Annotated in this window: 19 protein-coding genes; 4 read left to right on the top strand and 15 right to left on the bottom strand. The window is 63.1% G+C overall.

Annotation, left to right across the window (positions count from 1 at the left end):
* Positions 1-204: 204 nt before the first annotated feature.
* Positions 205-387, bottom strand: a complete 183-nt coding sequence (locus tag LD110_RS22060) for a hypothetical protein (RefSeq protein WP_225502084.1) — start codon at positions 385-387, stop codon at positions 205-207.
* Between the two features lie 222 nt (positions 388-609).
* Here LD110_RS22060 and LD110_RS22055 point away from each other — a divergent pair, with 222 nt between their 5' ends.
* Positions 610-1,170, top strand: a complete 561-nt coding sequence (locus LD110_RS22055; RefSeq protein WP_225502083.1) for a recombinase family protein — start codon at positions 610-612, stop codon at positions 1,168-1,170.
* A gap of 17 nt (positions 1,171-1,187) precedes the next feature.
* On the opposite strand, the gene LD110_RS22050 is transcribed toward LD110_RS22055, so the two are convergent.
* The 4 genes from LD110_RS22050 to LD110_RS22035 all read right to left on the bottom strand — a co-directional run bounded on the left by LD110_RS22050 (position 1,188) and on the right by LD110_RS22035 (position 3,210).
* The gene (locus LD110_RS22050) at positions 1,188-1,547 is read right to left on the bottom strand and encodes a hypothetical protein (RefSeq protein WP_225502082.1); all 360 of its coding nucleotides are present in this window, start codon (positions 1,545-1,547) and stop codon (positions 1,188-1,190) included.
* A gap of 109 nt (positions 1,548-1,656) precedes the next feature.
* Positions 1,657-1,974, bottom strand: a complete 318-nt coding sequence (locus LD110_RS22045; RefSeq protein WP_225502081.1) for a hypothetical protein — start codon at positions 1,972-1,974, stop codon at positions 1,657-1,659.
* Between the two features lie 14 nt (positions 1,975-1,988).
* Positions 1,989-2,399, bottom strand: coding sequence for a hypothetical protein (locus tag LD110_RS22040; protein ID WP_225502080.1), 411 nt, complete (start codon positions 2,397-2,399; stop codon positions 1,989-1,991).
* A 475-nt stretch (positions 2,400-2,874) separates the two neighbouring features.
* Positions 2,875-3,210 (bottom strand): hypothetical protein, encoded by a 336-nt coding sequence (locus LD110_RS22035; RefSeq protein ID WP_225502079.1) that lies wholly within the window; start codon positions 3,208-3,210, stop codon positions 2,875-2,877.
* A gap of 203 nt (positions 3,211-3,413) precedes the next feature.
* On the opposite strand from LD110_RS22035, the gene mobC reads away from it, so the two are divergent.
* From mobC to LD110_RS22020, 3 genes are read left to right on the top strand one after another with little or no spacing between them, the layout of a single operon-like run.
* Entirely contained in the window at positions 3,414-3,797 is a 384-nt protein-coding gene (gene mobC / locus LD110_RS23990; protein ID WP_225502078.1) for a plasmid mobilization relaxosome protein MobC, read from the top strand.
* Positions 3,798-3,800: 3 nt separating this feature from the next.
* Entirely contained in the window at positions 3,801-5,567 is a 1,767-nt protein-coding gene (locus LD110_RS22025) for a relaxase/mobilization nuclease domain-containing protein (protein ID WP_225502077.1), read from the top strand.
* A complete protein-coding gene (locus LD110_RS22020) occupies positions 5,567-6,676 on the top strand; it encodes a hypothetical protein (protein ID WP_225502076.1) in 1,110 nt (369 codons plus the stop codon). Before LD110_RS22025 ends, LD110_RS22020 begins: the two co-directional genes overlap by 1 nt.
* Before the next feature lie 69 nt (positions 6,677-6,745).
* Here the strand turns inward: LD110_RS22020 and LD110_RS22015 are convergent, their stop codons facing one another.
* The 10 genes from LD110_RS22015 to LD110_RS21970 form a co-directional block, all read right to left on the bottom strand.
* Positions 6,746-7,306, bottom strand: coding sequence for a GNAT family N-acetyltransferase (locus tag LD110_RS22015; RefSeq protein WP_225502075.1), 561 nt, complete (start codon positions 7,304-7,306; stop codon positions 6,746-6,748).
* Entirely contained in the window at positions 7,303-7,938 is a 636-nt protein-coding gene (locus LD110_RS22010; protein WP_225502074.1) for a GNAT family N-acetyltransferase, read from the bottom strand. The genes LD110_RS22015 and LD110_RS22010 overlap by 4 nt, the downstream gene beginning before the upstream one ends.
* 98 nt (positions 7,939-8,036) lie before the next feature.
* Entirely contained in the window at positions 8,037-9,404 is a 1,368-nt protein-coding gene (locus LD110_RS22005) for an AAA family ATPase (protein WP_225502073.1), read from the bottom strand.
* Positions 9,404-10,345 carry a DUF4913 domain-containing protein gene (locus tag LD110_RS22000; RefSeq protein ID WP_225502072.1) on the bottom strand — a complete coding sequence of 314 codons (942 nt, stop codon included), beginning with the start codon at positions 10,343-10,345 and terminating at the stop codon, positions 9,404-9,406. Before LD110_RS22000 ends, LD110_RS22005 begins: the two co-directional genes overlap by 1 nt.
* Positions 10,342-11,856 (bottom strand): type IV secretory system conjugative DNA transfer family protein, encoded by a 1,515-nt coding sequence (locus tag LD110_RS21995; protein ID WP_225502071.1) that lies wholly within the window; start codon positions 11,854-11,856, stop codon positions 10,342-10,344. The genes LD110_RS22000 and LD110_RS21995 overlap by 4 nt, the downstream gene beginning before the upstream one ends.
* Positions 11,853-12,257, bottom strand: coding sequence for a hypothetical protein (locus LD110_RS21990; protein WP_225502070.1), 405 nt, complete (start codon positions 12,255-12,257; stop codon positions 11,853-11,855). The genes LD110_RS21995 and LD110_RS21990 overlap by 4 nt, the downstream gene beginning before the upstream one ends.
* An 11-nt stretch (positions 12,258-12,268) precedes the next feature.
* Positions 12,269-13,810: an ATP-binding protein gene (locus LD110_RS21985; RefSeq protein WP_225502069.1), complete on the bottom strand. Its 1,542-nt coding sequence runs from the start codon at positions 13,808-13,810 to the stop codon at positions 12,269-12,271.
* On the bottom strand, positions 13,810-15,315 hold the full coding sequence (locus LD110_RS21980; protein ID WP_225502068.1) for an SCO6880 family protein: 1,506 nt from the start codon (positions 15,313-15,315) through the stop codon (positions 13,810-13,812). Before LD110_RS21980 ends, LD110_RS21985 begins: the two co-directional genes overlap by 1 nt.
* Positions 15,312-16,640: a hypothetical protein gene (locus LD110_RS21975; RefSeq protein ID WP_225502067.1), complete on the bottom strand. Its 1,329-nt coding sequence runs from the start codon at positions 16,638-16,640 to the stop codon at positions 15,312-15,314. The genes LD110_RS21980 and LD110_RS21975 overlap by 4 nt, the downstream gene beginning before the upstream one ends.
* Complete coding sequence (locus LD110_RS21970; RefSeq protein ID WP_225502066.1) at positions 16,640-17,377, bottom strand: hypothetical protein; 738 nt, start codon at positions 17,375-17,377, stop codon at positions 16,640-16,642. The genes LD110_RS21975 and LD110_RS21970 overlap by 1 nt, the downstream gene beginning before the upstream one ends.
* Positions 17,378-17,382: the final 5 nt, after the last annotated feature.

The following is a 17,382-nucleotide window of genomic DNA, read 5'->3' as shown; positions in this document are numbered from 1 at the left end:
TCAACACCGAGGACCCAAAACGAGATGCATCAAATGCACGCTTTGAGTCCGAGACAAGACTACTAGCCCGGGCTTGATACCCCGGCCCACGCGCCGTGCCAGATGCGTGTCATAGCCCTAGGCCTGTGCAGCCGGGACCGCGGAAATGAAGGAGCAGGCTCGTGACCGATAAGGGGCCGATACAGCGCGGGGGCGAATTGCCGTCTAGAAGTGGAGTTCGACTTCGAAGTCCTTCTTGTCCCGGTCCGTGAGCTGCGCGGCTGCGTCGCCTATGGCGTCGGGAATTTCCAGGATGGTCCGGACATGAACGATCAACTCTGGAAGCTCTTCAACCCGCAATGTGATCCGGCCGTCCGTTGCCTCTTTGATACGCGCAGTGAGCTGCATACCCTTCAACCCCCTAGTGCTTTGCCGCCCGGGCCTCTAGAGCCAAGCGTACTGCGCGGCCACAGCCCAAAGTCGTCTCTTGGTGTGCAAAGTAACGGCGGATTCCGTGCGCTGCGCGCCCGGGCCGCGACACGCCCACCACAGAGCGCACGAAACCGTTGCACGAAACGGTTTTGCCCGTTTCCGTGGCCGCTAGGTTTGTGGGCAGAGAGGAGCCGCACATTGAACGTCATCGGCTACGCCAGAGTGTCCACCCGAGACCAGGACCCGCAATACCAGGAGCACGCCCTCAAAGCTGCAGGAGCATCGAGGGTATTCACTGACCACGGGGACTCCAGCAGAATCCGAGACAGGCCCCGATGGGTTGCATGTCTGGACTACATGCGGGACGGCGACACACTTCTGGTCCACCGACTCGACAGGGTGTCGGGGGAGTGGCACCTGTTCCAGCTCATTAGCGAGCTGGCAGAGCGCGGCATCAACATCCGATCCCTGACAGAACCTGAGGTCGATACCACCACTCCGATGGGCAAGGCGTTCTACGGCATCGTGGCCGTGTTCGCGCAGTTGCGCATCGACACCATCAGGGAGAACACCATGGCCGGCCTCGCGCATGCCCGGTCCCAGGGCCGCGTTGGCGGACGCCCTACAGTCATGACACCGGAACGGCTACAAGCCGCTCTCCTGCTCCACCAGCAAGGGAAGAACAAGACACAGATCGGAAAGGCCCTGGGCGTGAGCCGCATGGCCGTAGCGCGGGCCCTTGAACGTGGGGAGACCTGACAGTCACCTCTACTGGATCAGCGTCGCTGGATATCCTCATCCCACTCGCCGCCGCCCAAAGTGTTGTACAAATCCTCAAAGAAGTCCTCCCATACGGTCAGAAGTTCCTTGACGGTGAAAACCATGGGCTCAGTGCGATGTGATTCCGGGGCTGAGCTGCGCATGGAAGCAATCAGACTTTCAAGATGGCGTGAGCACACGCCGCATACTTTCACTGATGGTTTATCGGCATCCTCCACCTGACCGAGGCCTAAGCCTTTGTCAGCGATGCCCACAACAAACCGCTGCGGAGTGCGGGAGCATCCGACGAACATTCCAGCCACGAGTTCCCCCACGCAGGCAACCGCGTCTTTGCTGGAAGGCTTTGTCGGGATCATCTAGGCACCTGTCTCTTGTCGGCCGCAATCCGCTTTAGGACGGCTGGCGACCAAGCGGAGGTTTACGGCCTAAGGCTACGCGACGTTGCCCTCTCCTGTTCGGGATGACTCAGTGAGGGAGATAGTGGCCGTGCCATTCGCCGGCCGCGGGCCGACGGACATCCTTGGCTGGTACCCAGCAGGTGTATTGGCTGCCGCCGTCGTCGGTCCAGGCGACATCAACCTCGTCCTGGGTCCAGTGTGTTGCGTACCCGTGGATTTCGAGGGTGTCGCCGTTGACCAGGGGAACCTGGGCGATCACCTGGGGTTCTTCGCCGTAGGTGAATCTGCGGACGGTCTGGCCAGTGAAGTCGGCCCGCCTATCGGCGTGCTCGTACACGGTTCCGTTCATCTCGAAGGTCCTCCGTGACTCGAACATGCTCACCATGCCTGCTACCTCTCTTAGGGCTGCATTAGTCGGCGTAGGCACGTCGTGTATGCGGTCATGGTTTCTTCGAAGGTGAGTAGTCGTAGGCCGCCGTACACGGCGGCCTCGGCCCGTCCATCGTCAGTGTCCTCCACCTCGCACAGTAGCGGTTCACATCTTCTTCCGTGCGCGGATAGGGTTGCGATTCCCCACGAGTGTTCCGGAGCTGTCACGGTGATGTCGGCAGCGTCGAAGGTGTCCCGGAGGACATAGGTGGTTACCGTCCGCCAGGACTGTACGAACGAGGGCCGCAGCTGCTCGATGAGCTCGTCATCTTTGCCGTGGTAGGCGTTGCTCAAGGCCAGTGCTAGGGCATCCCATTCGCGTGCATCACGGACCATGAGGTGGCCGTTGCGAATCTGGGCTGTTGCTGCGTTGAACGTCATGGTTGAGTCCCCAAACTTCCTGTCGTTTCTGGTGAAGACCTTGTCTTGCCATTGCTTGGCTCACGCGGGTCTCGTTACGGGGTGGTGATGGTCGCCGTAGCCAGCTGTGGTAATCGCCGCCCGTGACCCCAGCGGTAGCCCCCTGAGCGCCTTAGGACCCGGCCGCGGCGTCATGGTTCCTGTGCCTGCCGGAGCCCGGCCCCGCGCACCAGGTGTGTGTTGTCCCGGCTGAAAGAAACCTGGCCACGGCGGCGGGGGAGTCGGCGGCGCCAGGCTTGGACCATGGGGAACCTGCCCGGCTTTCCCTGAGTCGTTCGGATGGAGGCTGTGCACGACCACCGCCCGATTTGGGTGACGAATGAGCGGGCAGTGACGTGGTGGTTGTGTGCAGGCGGTTAGTGGGTCCCGTCGTCCACTTGTGTGCGGGAAAAGCCCGAAGGAAATAGCTTTTGCCGTGCACCTGTGGGCGAGGGGTTTACTGTTCGTCGCGCCCAGGAATTTCTATACCGGCGACGCTGTTGCCGTTCGTGTCCCGATTGGGTGCGCGGCGCTCGGGCTTCTGTCGGGGACGGCCGCCCAGGTTCTTTGGGTTCGGTTCGATGCCGAAGTCTTTGAGGTCCTTGTCACTCCAGCCGTGAGTCCGAGCTGCGCGGTGCAGCTGTCCCAGTTCCGCTTCAGCGGCCGTCAGGTTCTCGCGTGCTGCGCGATACTTAACCGAGGCTTGCGCGATCTCGCGAATGAAGCTGATGCGTGCGTTGCGGTCAGCGTCCAGCTTGGCCGCGGCTGCCTGTTCGATGCTCTCAATGTCCATGGCCCCATCGTAGTTTGGCAGCACATGTGCCTGTCGGTTTTACACGCCGGGAACGAAGGTTTCGAAAACCAATGCTGCCGCCGTCGGCGGTGCAAGTTATCCAAATGCATACGCATTTGACTTGATTCCTGCCGGAATGATGCCAGACTGGTGTCTGGGTCCCACATGGTGTGGGTCGCTGCGCTGGCATGGGGGGGTGTGCTGTGACTGATGGTTTTGGACAAGAGGTCCAAGTCAGCCGTGCACACTCCGAGGTCAAGCGGGACAAGCAGTACCCGCTTCGGATGAACGCCGAAGAGCGGGAGAAGCTAGACGCTGCCGCGCTCCTTCATGGCATGAAGTTGAGCCGCTACCTTGTAGAAGCCGGGTTGGCCATGGGCCGAGGTTCCGGGCTTGCCGAGCAGCGGCAGAGCATTGATGAACTGATGCGGATCCGCGTGCTCCTGGGACGCAGCGCGTCGAACATCAATCAGATCGCCAGGCACGCGAATGCGACGGGCGAGTTTCCCGACGATGCGGCCGCGGCCGTCCGGTACGCAAAGGATCTGATGATCCAGATCGACGCACTCGTGCGCGGGATGCTCTAAGCGATGTTTGCCAAGATCACCAAGGGAACCGGCGCGGTCAAGATCGCCGTCTATCTGGCTGGCCCTGGGCGTTCCAACGAACACACCAACCAGCACGTTGTGTGTGCATCGGAAATGATGGCCACTGTCGATATGGGTACCGAGCTGGACCACCACAAAGCCGTCGCACTGGGCTACGAGCTGGACCATCCGAACCGTGTTTATGGCCGCGGTTCGAAGCGCCAGCACATCTGGCATGCGTCCCTTTCCTTGGATGCCAAAGAAGGTGTTCGGGATGACGTTTTCTGGGAAGGTGCTGTCCGTGAGTTCCTGACCGAGATGAAGTTTGAAGGCGTTGACGGTGAGGATTACCGCTGGGTTGCCGTCCGCCATGGGTTGAGCAGTAACGGCAACGATCACGTTCACATTGCAGTGTCCATGGTGTCCGAGTCCGGCAAGCGTTGGGCAACGGACAAAGACTGGCCGCGTGCTTCGGCCGCGTGCCGCGAGATTGAGAAGCGTCACGGACTGCGGCTGTTGAACCAGGGCGTGAAGACCCCAGGTTATGCCGAGGGCGAGCTGCACGCCTTGGCACGGCGTCGCGCTTACGCGCTCCACGAGAAGCAGCGTTCCAATGATGAGCTGATGGTGCCGTGGAAGTTCCTGGACCGCACCGCCCGCGAGCAGCTGATCAACGCGCAAATGCCCGAGGTTCAGCCGCGCTACGAGCTGGCCATGAAGTTGCGTGCCGCTACGGCAGGTGCACGCAGTGAGGGTGAGTTTGTCCGGCGCGCACGAGGCAACTCAATGTTGGTCAGGCCGCGTTACGCCGAGGGCGGCAAGAGCGCAGTCGTCGGCTACTCGGTGGCCCTGAAACCAGTCCACGGTGAGAAACCCATCTGGTACGGGGGCGGCCGTCTCGGCGGAGATTTGTCCTTGCCGTCCTTGCGGGCGGGCTGGCCGGAACAATCCCCGGCCGCGGCCCTTCCGGAATGGGAAGCAGCACGCCGCAACCGCCCCGTCGTTTCACCAGAACCGGGCGAGGTTTCCGGCGTCGAGCTGGCCCAGTACTTCGAGGAACTGAGCCATTACCTGCGCACAGTTTCGGAGGTCTCGGTAGACGATCCGGTGGCGTACGCCAGGATCGCCCGAGAGGGAGCCGGATTGTTCTCGGCGTGGGCAGTTGCGGCAGGTAAAGACGGCGACGAAGCGGCGAAGGATCTGCGTGAGGCGGCAACCATTTTCGCCAAGCACTCCCAGCTGACAGAACAGCCGGCCCGGGCCGTGCAGGAGCCGTCCTTGGTGTACGGGGATCTCTGCACACACGTTGCCATCAGCAAGTCCCGCCGTGCGGGAGCTGTGGCAGTGGTCCGGGCTTGGTCGAGCATGGGCGAGCATCTTGGGGGTGCTTTCAAGGCCCACGGCTGGGCGGTGCGGTCCGAGTCATTGAGCACGGAACTGCGGACTCACTTGGACTCGGTTCACGACCGATACAGGAGCGTGAATCCGTTGCCGTCGCAGGCACCTTCAGAAGGTGCCGTCGCGACCATTGAGAAGCCGGTTCGGCTCTCGGCCGCGCAGGTCCGGGAGGCACGGCTGCAAAGGATTGAGACTCGGATGCGGGAGGAGGGTGTGCCGGAGAAGGCCATCGAGGCGCGTATGTTTGCCGAGCGTCAGCAGGCCGGAGCGCCGGTTGAACGACGGGGCCGGATCCCCGGTATTTCCAAACATGTTGGGCAGGACAAGGCGCAGCAGCAGCAGCGCGGACACCAGGAAGGAAAGGGATTGTGATGAGCGAAGACGTGGACATTGATGCACCGTTGGAGGAAGTCCTCCAACATGGCATGGCCATCAGCGCACAGGTCGGGCGCGAGCTTGCCCGTGCGTGGCGTGCACATCTGGAAGATAAGGCCCGTACCGATGACCGGACGGCCGCGCTGGTTCAGAAAGCTTTCAACACCGAGCGTGAAACCGCTGTAGCTACACTGGCTCCTGCCCGGGAACCGAAGTGGTGGGATGAGGCGTCAGTACGGGATATCTGCGATGCCTATCAGGTGGCCAACGCTTGGGCAGAACATGACCCCCGGGCCGCGCAGGCCGAGGAGACTATCCGCCTGGCCGCGGCCGAACAGTACGGCATCGACCCCGAGCGTCTGCTGAGCGAAGGTCACCGGCAGACGGAGACCATCATGAACACACCACCGGAACGTCTCGCCCAGGCGCAGCGCTGGGCACGTCTGGAAGGGTGGAAGAACGACATTCCGGAGTTCTATCCGGAGGCTCAGAAGCTTCACAATCTTTTGAGCGATTACGACCGGGCGGTTCTCGGGGCCGAGCGGACTGAGGCATTGGCCGCGGAAGCCCGCCGACAGGCTGAGGCGAAGAACGACGAGTCGAAGGACCTGTCCGGCGAAGCTGGCCGGGGCCACGACCAAGCCGACGCGTTGGACAGGGACGCTCAGGAGCCCTCCCGGACAGATCTTGATGAGGCGCGGGCGTGGTCCATGGCCCACGATCCGGAGTACGCCGAAAAGTCGGAGTCCGAGAAGGACCGTTTGGACCGTGAACTGGTGGAACGTTGGAAGGGTGTTGGGGATCCCGAGAAGGCCCAGGAAGCCGGCACTGTCCGCAAGGACGCCGAGCGACGCGAGAAGGCCGGGGAGAAGGCCGCTGTGACGGCGGGGTCGGCCTACGACAACGCGAGCCGACTGGAAGCTGAGGCGGCACGGATGCGCGCGGCAGGAGCGCCGGAACGGGGGATTGCCGCCAAGCAGTTCGGACAGGCCCAGCAAAAGTATCCTGTCGCCCACGCCGCAGCCGGGGCGGGCAAGCCCACCCGCAAGGTCAAGGCAAACTCGGCACAGCGGGCCCAGTCTAAGAGCCAACACCTGGGACGCTGACCAACGCACCCCGCTCAGAAGAGCAGAAGGCCCGGCACCACATGGTGCCGGGCCTTCTGCTTGCGTTCCCTAGTGGTCTTGCTCTTGGAAGAAAAAGCACGGGTAGTCCGGATTGGTGATGTTCACTTTGATGGTTTCGGCTCCAAGCGGGAGCGGAAACTCTGCCCCGGGTTGGAGCACCGTGTATCCGAGTCTTTGGTAGAACCGGGCATCGGCTTCGGCGCAGTTGCCTAGGTAGAAAGACGGCCGCTGAGGGTGGAACGGCCGATCAGCCATGCCCAGCGTCACTACTCCAACTCCTCTTCCTCGCCAGCCAGGGTCCACGACCACGCTCCGGATAGACGCCATCAACTGAGGCCCTTGCGGCCCATCAAAGCTCATGCCGTTCATCAGCAGGGCTCCGATCAGTTTTCCCCCAGGATCGTGGGCGAGGATCCCGCCTTCGTGTTTCGCGATCTTCCACTCAGACGGCATCGTGACGTGTCGGCTGATGAGGGACCAGGCTTCTGGTTTGTCAGCTGGTTTCATGGCACGGAATGTCACTCCTGCGTCCACCAACTCACGGGCATATCGCAGGTACCGGTCCATGACCTTTTCCGGTCCCCAGCCTTGGGCGAGCAGCTGCATCATCGTCTGACGCCCGCCGAACGTTCCCACGACGTGTCACGTGGCAGGGCTAGGTCGCGGTAGAAGAGCCTGTAGCCGGGCTCGTGGGTCAACACGACGTCGTTCGGCTGGAAGATGGCCCGCGTGCTTAGCGACGTGCCGACCGTAGGGACGTGGAACCCTTGACCGCGGTAGAAGTCGCTAAGGTCTTCTGTGGTCTTGAATTGTCCATACATCAGCAGCCGCTTTGCACGGGTGTAGCTTCCTATGACCTGCCGCAGGAGCGCCGCGGCGATCCCCCGTCCACGGTGGTCAGGGCGGACGGAGATCCCGTGGAGTTTTACCAAGCCCAGAAACGCGGCTATCGCCGTGCTCATTTGATCCTGTTGTGGGACCTTGGCCAAGGCCGTATCCATGACATGCTCGGCCGGGCCAGCATGGACGCACCCCACAATTTCGTTGGCGTCGTTCTCCGCTACCAGCAGTGTGGTCAGACTGTAAGAGGCTTCTTCCGGCCCAGTCTGGAGAGCGCGAGCAAACTCGTTTTTGTTGTGGATGGCCCACCCGAACCCGGTGCCACGGTTCGGGTCGGTCAGGCCTTTGACTATGTACCCATTCAAACGGGTATGCGCGGCCGCCAACAGTTCATCAATCACGGCCTGATCCGCGGCAATGGCCGGCCGAATCCTGATGCCAGGCACGGACGCTGAGGATGCCCTTTTAGCAGCCTTAAGTCGGGATGCCTTCCCCATCCTCAGAGTCCCTTGGCAACGGCCGCCCCAGCGGCGAGCCATGCACGTTGTGTGATGGGCCGGAGGGAACCGTAAGTCAGGAGTCCGTCTTTCATGGCGGGATCGAAGGGCACAGTGACGACTTCACGGGCGAGGTCTTTGAAGCCTTCCGCGATTTCGGCCACGACGGATGGTTTCACCGCAGGGTTTTCCTGGGAGACGACCACTACCGCGTTCTCTGCGAGCTTGGCGTAGTCGCCGCCGCGCTCGTGCAGGGCATCGAGCAGCAGCGCGGCCGACTCGGCCGAGTCGCGCCGCGTTGTCGTGGGAACGACGATTTGATCGGCATGGTGGATCATCCGCAGCCACATGGCGTCTGATTCATCGTTGCCGCTGTCGATCAGAATCAGCCGGTAGTACTTCGTGGCCACGGCGTGCACAGCGTCCACCGTATCGGCGTCGAAGCGCTGGTCTGAGGCCAGCAGTTCGGGCCGGGACCGCAGGACGTCGTACTTGTCCCGGGTCTGGTGGTGCACGTAGTGGGCGAGGTCCGCGGCCTGTGCGCTGGGCGCCAACAACCGGTCGATCTGGGGCAGCAGATCAAGCAGGGACGCATCGTGCGGCCCCTTCTCGGTACGCCAACCCAAGGTGCCGCGGGTCTGGTTGTTGTCTTCTGCCAGGACCCCGGAACCGCCGTAGCGGGCGAACGTCGCTGAGAGTCCAATGGTGGTCATGGACTTGCCGACGCCGCCGCGGCCGTTGACAACGGCGATGGTCCGAGGGCCTGGCCAGTGCTGGGAGACCAGCTGAATGTCGGTGCGTTCGGCCCGCTCCGCTGCGCCGGGCGTCATCCGGATTCCCATGCTGGTCAGGAACCCACGCCAGCCCTGCTTGGCCGGTTCCTCAATCTGTTCCTGTGTCAGGAACGAGCGCCGGGCCTCACGCCGCGAGCCAGGGGCGGTAGGGCCGGACGGTGTTTCCGGGGGCGTTGGAGCCGCGGACGGCGCGACGGCCGTCGGCTTCTCCGTCGTTGCAGGGGCAGGAGCGAGGGGCGCACTGGCGATGGTTTCAACGACGGGCGCGGCTGGTTCATCCTTTGTGGGCGGGACAACGGCGGCATGGGATCCGGTGTCTTGGGTGGGTGCCCCGGCCACTGTCATCATGCCTTCTTCATCCACGGTGAACCATGAGCTGGTACGGGTGGTCTCGTCGGTGCTGTGCACAAGGGTTTCTTCGCCGGATTCTTTCGCGGCCGCGGCAAGGATGCCCAGTGCGGCTGTGAAGGGATCCGCGCCGGGATCCTCCACGGCTTGGCGGTCAATGCTGACGGTTCCGTCCGTGGCCACGGACAGTTCGCGCCACCCGGGAGCGGTTTCTTTCTGGTCGGTCATCACGCTTCTCCTTCTTCATTGGTGTCCGCGAGCCGTAGTGACTCAGGAACGGGCTGGGCTGGGTAAACATCAAGTGCGTCTGTGTGTTCGCTCTTGCACATGCGTAGAGGGCCGGTGTCGGCCATGATCCGGTCAAAGTGACGGTCCGCGTGTTCGAGGATCCACCCTGATATGGCGGATCCCCCTTCCGCGTGAGCTGCTTCCCAGGCGTACCAAGCGGCCGTGAGCCGGCCGACGACACTGCGGTGCAGCCACCACTTCTCGCACCACGTCATAACCGGCCGCTCGCGTTGAAGAGCGTTCGGCGTGGTGTCGTGCAGCTCGTAGTAGATCCGGAACGTCCGCTCGTAAAAGTCGAACACGTCGGCATGGACCGGGGTTTCGTCCTTCTCGCTGTCCTCCTTCTGCTCGCCGTCCTCGGCGGCCGCTTCAGCAGTGGCGATTTCCCGGGCCACCCAGTCCATTACGGACTTCTGGGACCAACGATCAGTCCCGGGAATCGGGGCGGGTGCCTGGCCGTTGATGACCAGCTGCCGGAACCCGCCAGCTGAGAGCCGGATGCCCAGCTCTTCGCCAGCAAGATCGGCAGCGTCACGGGCGAACAGTTCGAAGTCCACGCCGGAACTCTTCGCCCGTGCCTGCCCCGCCAACGCGTCTTCTAGTTCGGCCTGGGACCACTGTTCCGTGCCCGCCATCGGCAGCGGCGCGTCCCCGGTCCGGACCATGCGCAGAAACCCGGCGGTAGTGACCTTGCGGCCCAGCAATTCACCGGTCAGGTCGGCGGCGTCCCTCGCCCAGAGCTTGAAGTCAACCTCAACGGGCGGGCGGTCGGCGGTGCCGCCTTCCAGCTCAGCAGGAGGCAACGGCTGGTAGTCATCGTCCGGCTCGGTACCGCTGCCCGGTTCCGGGATCAGCTCACCGCTCTCAGGGTCGAACCTCATACGCCCGCGCCAGCTGTCATGTTCGGATCCGCCAAGGATGCTTGGTAGGCGGCCAGTTCCTCACTGAGTGTTTGCTCGGCCTTGGGGTCGTACTTGGCCACGGAGGCCTTGACGGCTTCCTTGTGCGGTCCTGCCATCCAGGGCACGGTGCGGACCAGCATTGCCCGGTTACCGGACGCCAGAAGAATCGCGCGGCCGCGGGGAAGTGCTGTCAGCTCGGACGTGTCGAAGATCCGGTCCTTGTGCTCCTGCCGCGGTCCGGCAGGAGAGCCCTTGCTGGGAGGGGATCCCGGGGTTGTGTAGTGGTAGTCACCGCAGGCCGAGGAGAACAGGTCAAGCAGATGCCCGGGCAGGTTGCCGCCGCCGTAGATACGGTGGTTCGCCGCGGTCATCAGGGCCTCCATGCCATGCTGTCCCCAGACACGGACGCCCTGGGCGTAGGACTGCAGAATGGTCCAGACAAGGATGCCGCGGGATCCGAAGTGGCTGTAAAGCTTGGGCAGATCCGGCCATGGGCAGACGTTGGCCGCTTCGTCCAGCACGCAGACCATGGGCGTAGAAAGACGCCCGCCCGGCTCGGCCTTGGCCTTGTCCGTGGCGGCGTCGAGCACCGATTGAGTCAGGGCGGTCACCAAAGCCTTGGCTGAGCCGTAACCGTCCGTGCTGAGGCTGTACAGGGTGTTGGTGCCGTCCATGAACTTGACGGGATCAAAGAGCAGGCGGCCGCCCACACCGTCCTCCTCGCCGGGCCGGGGGTTCACCCAGTCCATGATTTGAGCGTCCGTGAGGCACGAGACGAGCAGCTGGGCGGTGGAGAACACACCGGACCGTTCCTGAGGGGCGGAGCTGTAGATTCCCACGAGCTCGTTCACTACCTCGCGGTAGCCGGTGGCATCCAGGACCTGCAACGGCACCGGGTTTTCGGCCTCCGGTGCCGCCAACCACTTCTGCACATCGCGCAGGAAGTACGCCGGGCCGGTGTAGCTGTGCGGGTCTTCGGTCCAGCCCTCACTGACGGACGCCGCCAGGAACAACGCCCGCAGCAAGGTCTTGCCACGCTCAGGGAAGAAATCGATGCCCTTGGACGCCGCCGCGTCGGCAGCACCGGCACCTTCGGCCGCCTCGAACACATCGGCCAACGCCTTGGCCTTCTTCGGGCTCGTGGTGCCGCGCAGCGGATTCAACCACCAACCCTGATCACCGGTCGTGGCGATCCCCTCAGGATCAAACGCAAACACCTTGCCTATCAGCTCGCGGATGCCGCGGGTGTGGTGGTGCAGATCGTTCTTATTTGAGGTGATCAGGCAGGGGCCGTGGGAGGCCAGGATGAACGGGATTGCATAGGCCGTGCTCTTGCCGGTACGGGGGCCGGCAAAGATCACGCCTACGTCTTCCAAGGAAGCCCACAGTTCCTTGGCCCCGTAGACGGACCGACCCAGCGGCAGACCAATGAACATCGGCCCGACCGGGACCACCTTTTTCTTCGGCTTCGATATCAACGCCAGATTCACTTGCCCACTCCCTTCACTCCCAGCTCGCGTGCCTTGGCCATAACTGCTTTCCGCGACAGTGAAGCCGCTTCTTTCGGGGATGCCATGTGCTGTGCGGCCACATCCACCCAGGACGCCCGTATAGCTGTCTTGCGCCACCAGATTGTGAATGCCACGACGACGATTCCGAGGGCCACCACGACGGCACCCATGGCCGCGAAGTAGCTGCCCGTGAACTCCAGTTCGTGGTTCATGAAGGCCTGGATGACCTCCACCGGCGTCATGCTCCTGCCCGTGGTCAGCCATGCGCCCAGGGACAGGCCGAGCACTGCGGACAGCAGGATCCCGGCCAGCACAGCCATGGCCACGAATCCGGGAAGGTCGCGGCGTCGCTGCCACCGTGCCCTTGTTGGTGCACCCATCGAATGTCTCCTTAGCTTGTCTTGCGGAACCGGGTATCGGTCACGTGCAGGCCAGCCTGCACGTCCGTCTGGACCATCTGGACCGGGATCCCGACGCGGCCCTCTACCTTGAACAGGACCTTCCCAGCGCCCGGGGGCGGTGTGGGCTTGCCGCCGCGCTGCACCCGGACCTTGGGCTTGTGCCAGGACGGAGCCGCGTTGAAGCCCTTCACCAGCTCGATTTCCTGTGTGGTCATCGGCCGGATATCGCTCAGGGTTTCCAGGTCTTTTCCGGTCAGTGCCATCATGGCGATCAGTCCGCACCGTTCGGTCAGGCCGCGGGCTTTTTCCCGGTCCTCAGGGTTCCGCAGGCTCATTTGGTCCTTTGGGGAGTGCGTGGCTTTCATCTCGGCAACGCCGATGGACCGGTTGGTCCGGCCGAGCCGGTCAACCCTGTCCACGATCCCTTCACAGGCCCGCAGGGGGTACCAGAACTCATCCATGAAGGTGCTGTAACCGCGCCAGCGCACGGCCGGTTCGTACAGTTCACCGCTCTCCGCTGCTTCATCAACCAGGCGCAGCTCGTGTTCGGCCAGTTCCCAGTGGGCATCAATGATGTCCATTCCCACAGACCAGGACGCGAGCATGGCCGCGCTCAGCAGACGGGTGTTGGACTCAGGGATCGCGGCCGTGTCGAAGCAGAAACCGCCCGGGTTTCCCACGTCGAACTCCACGGACTCCTCACCGCCGAGCAACTTACCCATCTCGCCGGAAAGCATGGAACGGATCGTTTCGCCCAGCCGCACGAAACGGCGGTGGAAGGCCTCGTGGTCCGGCAGCCCGAGCTTGCCCAGCGTCCGGTCAGAAGGTGCCTGGAATGCCTCGAGGAGATGGACGGTGTACGGGCGGCGGTTCCGCTCCCGGGCATCGTCCACCAAAAGCTCCAAAACGGTGTCCTCGATATCCTCCAAGGGAATGCCGCGGGAGGTACGTGTGAGCAGCTGCACCAGCTGGATCGACTTGTCCCGGGCCAGCAATTCCAGTTCCCGGCCCACGGTGCCGCCGATCTTCCGGGCAGCCTCCCCCAGAGGCCCGGAGGACAACAGGTTGAAACGGTCCGGTTGTCCGGGCCCGAACCGGGCAACCTTCCCGCCCAGTGCTTCGGTCAGGGCGGTGTGTTCGTTGACCTTGATCGGATTGAACAAACCGGGAGTGATCCCGCGGGCCGCCTGTCCCAGCAAGATCGTCTGTGCCGTCGAGGACTTGCCCACGCCGTTGATTCCGTACAGGAACATCGACGGGGAAGTGATCACTGATGCCCGGTACAGCGATTCGTGGTCCATGCACACGGCCGCGCCGGAAAGCATGTCCCGGCCCAGCGGTGCACCATCGGTGGGGCGGGCCGAGCCAGCCACGAACGGGTAGATCCCGCACGCCTGAACACTGGTTGAGTACCACTGTGGCGGGTTCGGAACCTTGGACCAGCGGCCGCCGTAGTTGCCGGCGAAACCCTTCATGGTCTTGGCCAGCGTCCGGGGCCTGTTGGGTGCCCGGACCTTTTCCTTTACTGCCATCACAGTCCCTCCGAAACAACGTCAACGACGCCCTGGTAAGACCAGGGCAGGATTCCCAGCGGCAGGGTGGAATGGAACGCGGCCGACACTCCCACGTCCACGAACCGGTACCCCAGATTGGTGGCGTCTAGAAGGTTCTTCAGCTTTTGCGTAGCCTCCCGGTAAGCCCGGTCTGTCGGCTCGAACGTGACCGTGACCATGAGCGTAAAGGCCGTCATTGACGCACCCTCCACCAGGTCGTTTTCGGTCTTTTCCGCCAGCTTGATCTTCTGCTTATCGAAGCTGGACGCCATGCCTTTAGCCGTCGCCGAGACGCTGGCAGCCTTACGCAGCTGCTCAGCCTTCCTGATGGCCTCGCCGGTGGAAAGCGGACGGTAGAACACCGTTACCCGCTTACGCAGGAATTTCTCCTGCGGCGCGAACAAGCCCTTGAAGGTCCGCTCCGTGATGTGGATCCGCGGAGGGATCGTCATCATGGCCGTCATGGAGGCGACTCCATCATGGAAGGCCACGCGCCTCTGGAAGTCATCGAAGTATTCCGGGCCGGCGTCAACCACGCGCACTGGGTTTTCGTGGCCCAGCAGCTCGTCGGTGCCGTGCTCGATGGCCCGGTGCGGGTTGTAGGCAACCTGGACGACCTTCGCAAGATCCTCAGACGTAGCGGTAACGGGGATCCCGGCCCCTGCACCGTAAAGCTTGGTGCGGTGGTGCGGGAGCTTGGCCGCTATCTCGGCTTCTGCCTCTTCCACGCTCTCGCCCAGGTTCTTCACACTCCATACCACCGTGCCGTGCACGGAAGTGTGCGTGTAACGGTTGGGAAGCAGATCCGTGGCCTGCGTGAATGCCTGCTTGGCCACGTCCGGCGCCCACGGGGCGACCTCACTGTGCAGCTTCGCTACCAAGGGCTCCTTGGAGCTGTAAGCGCTGTCAACGGTGATTGACGCACCAGCGATAGCAGTGTCCGTGGACAACTCAGAGATCCAGGACCCGAACGTGGACACTTGGGAATCAACCATGTCTTGAGGCAGCAGCTCGATCCCGTCAGGGACGCAAGTGAGCGTGGCCGCGATCTGCTTGACGCTCTTGTGATGCAGAAGCGTGTAGGGCTGTCCGGTGCCGTCCAACCCATCCAGCTCTTCAATGTTGGCCAATGCGCCCGGCAGCGCCGACAGCTGGCCCGCGGGAAGGGCGGAGAAGATCCCGGTGCGGTACTGGGCTTCGCCCATGGCCGTCCGGCGTGCGTGGCTCATACGCTCCAGGACCCGCGCGGCAATCGTGCGCCCGGCGTCCATGTCACCGATCCGCCAAATGAAGATGAACGTGAACAGCAGACCCAGCAGCAGGGCCAGGAAGCCGCCGCCGAAGTTGCCCAGCACGAAGCTGAACACCATCATCATCACCGAGATGACAACGCAGAGCCATCCGATCAGGGACAAGCCCCCGACCGTGGCCGGAGCCGTTGAAAGCCAGTTCCCGAACTTGACCCGTGCTCTCTTTTCGCTCATTCCGAGACCATCCCTTCTGCCGCGCCTTCATTCCCGCCACTGTTTTCAAGAGCCCCCTGAGCTGCCTGGAAAGCCAGACCGGACCCCTCCCGGCCTCCACCACCAGCCGGGGCTTCCGATGCCCCGCTGGCCGTTGAGCCGCTGCTTTGGCTTCCCCCAGCTGAGGACTCCGAGGATCCACCGGCAGTGGAACCTCCACCACCGGAGGACGAGCCACCAGTGGAGGACGAACTACCTTCCGCACCGCCAGCCATGCTTCCGGAGCTGCCGTCTTTGCCGGACTGCCCGGTACCGCCGGTTGCCCCGTCGCCGCCTGTAGCGGCCCCACCGGATGCTGAGCTGCCGCCCGTCGCCGCGCCGCCGCCCGTCGTCCCAGCGCCGGCACCTGCACCAGCACCCGCCCCGGAGGCTCCCGCGGAAGCGCCGCCCGTGGCCACCGCGGCACCAACTGCCACGCCAGCGCCCACGACGGCGGCCGTCATGCCCATAGCCATCACCGCGCCAGCCATCTTGCCCATGGCGGATGTGACTGGGGCCAGCAGACGCAGCAAAGCGGGAAGGGCCAAAACAGCCAGGACGACAAGGATCCAGCCGTTGATGACGCCGCCGATACCCTCGTCACCGTTCTTCATGCGCCACGCCAGAGCGTAGATGCTTGCCGCGACGGGGCTGTACAGGATGAATGCGATGATCCACCGGGTGATGCCTTCGAAGCCCTTCTTCCCGCCTTCCAACATGGCACCGGCAGCTACTACCGGCCAGAAGGCGGAAAGGAGAGGGAGGATGGCTCCACGAATGAACATCAAAGCCCACTGGCACAACACGGTCAGGATGCCGAACAAACCAATGATGATCGCCAGTCCCGGTGCCGACGCGACTGCCGCGGCTCCGACCGTGAATGTGCCCGTGTCGAGGCCCGCGGCATCCAGAATCCACTTTCCGTAAGCATCGAAACCGACCACGAACACCTGGATAGCCAAGGAACCCGCGACCGTAACGAACACGACCTTGCCCAGTGCTTCAAAAACCTCCCGCGCCGGGCGGCCGTTGCGGTCCTTGAACGTCTGAATACCGGCAACCATCAAACCCATGGTCACCAGGAACAACGCCATGGTGGACGTTGACGTCTTGAACCACTCCGCAGATGGACCGTTCAAATCAACCATGATGCCCTTGCCCAACCACGACGTGGCGAAATCCTTCAGGATCTTGTCGTAGCCAGCCATCATCTGCTGGCCAAGGTTGTTTGCACCGTCGTCAGTCACCTTTTGCACAGTGCACCCAACGGCGTTGAAAACCGGGTTCAGTCCAGAGCAATCCGCCATTACTTCCTCCACTCCACGAATTGCCCTTTCACAGGCGCAGAAACCGTGCCTGCGAAGGGCTTTCCGGAGTCAAGGACTTTCAGCCGCCAATCGCCATCCACCCAGACAAAGGTGAAGGGCATCCCCGTGTATCCGGATTCCGTCCCAGGGCTAGCGAGAACCAATGTCACCTGAGCTTCATCAGGGGTGAACGAGTCAGTGATGAATCCCGCCGGAGTGATGCCGGCCGCAGCTGTATCTGCGGCTGAGCCACCGCTCCCACCCTGCTTAAGACCGACCTCTTTCCCAGGAGAATCAGCCACGTAAAACTTGAGGAGATCTACTGGGCTGTGGCCTTTGTACTGTTCGTTCATAACGGTTACCCCAAAGAGGGCGGCCCCAAGGGGGGACCGGGCGAAGCAGACCGGGAACCCATCTCGCGTTTTCGTGGGTCCGACACTGGCAGAGACCGGCCAGGTGAGACCTTGGGCGGCTTCCCAGCGAAGATCCGCGGGGACCTTCGGCCGCAGTGACGTGTCTCCCGCGGGAACGTTGCACTTCCCGTTTCCCTGGGTGGGCTCTGCCGAGGGAGACTGCACGGCAGGGCTTTCCTGTGGTGCTTGGGCTCCCGGCTTTGCCGGGGCCACGAAGGACAGCACGATAGCCACGATGACAACGAGCAGCACCAGCGCGAGGACGACCGCTGCCGTGACACCTGCTCCCTTGGAGTTCCAGGCCCGTTTGATCATGTTTGCCATGGGCG

The sequence above is a fragment of the Arthrobacter sp. M4 genome (assembly GCF_020251205.1).
Taxonomy (GTDB): domain Bacteria; phylum Actinomycetota; class Actinomycetes; order Actinomycetales; family Micrococcaceae; genus Arthrobacter.
Note: the sequence above shows the minus strand (reverse complement) of the source record. Positions and strands in the feature narration are given on the sequence as shown.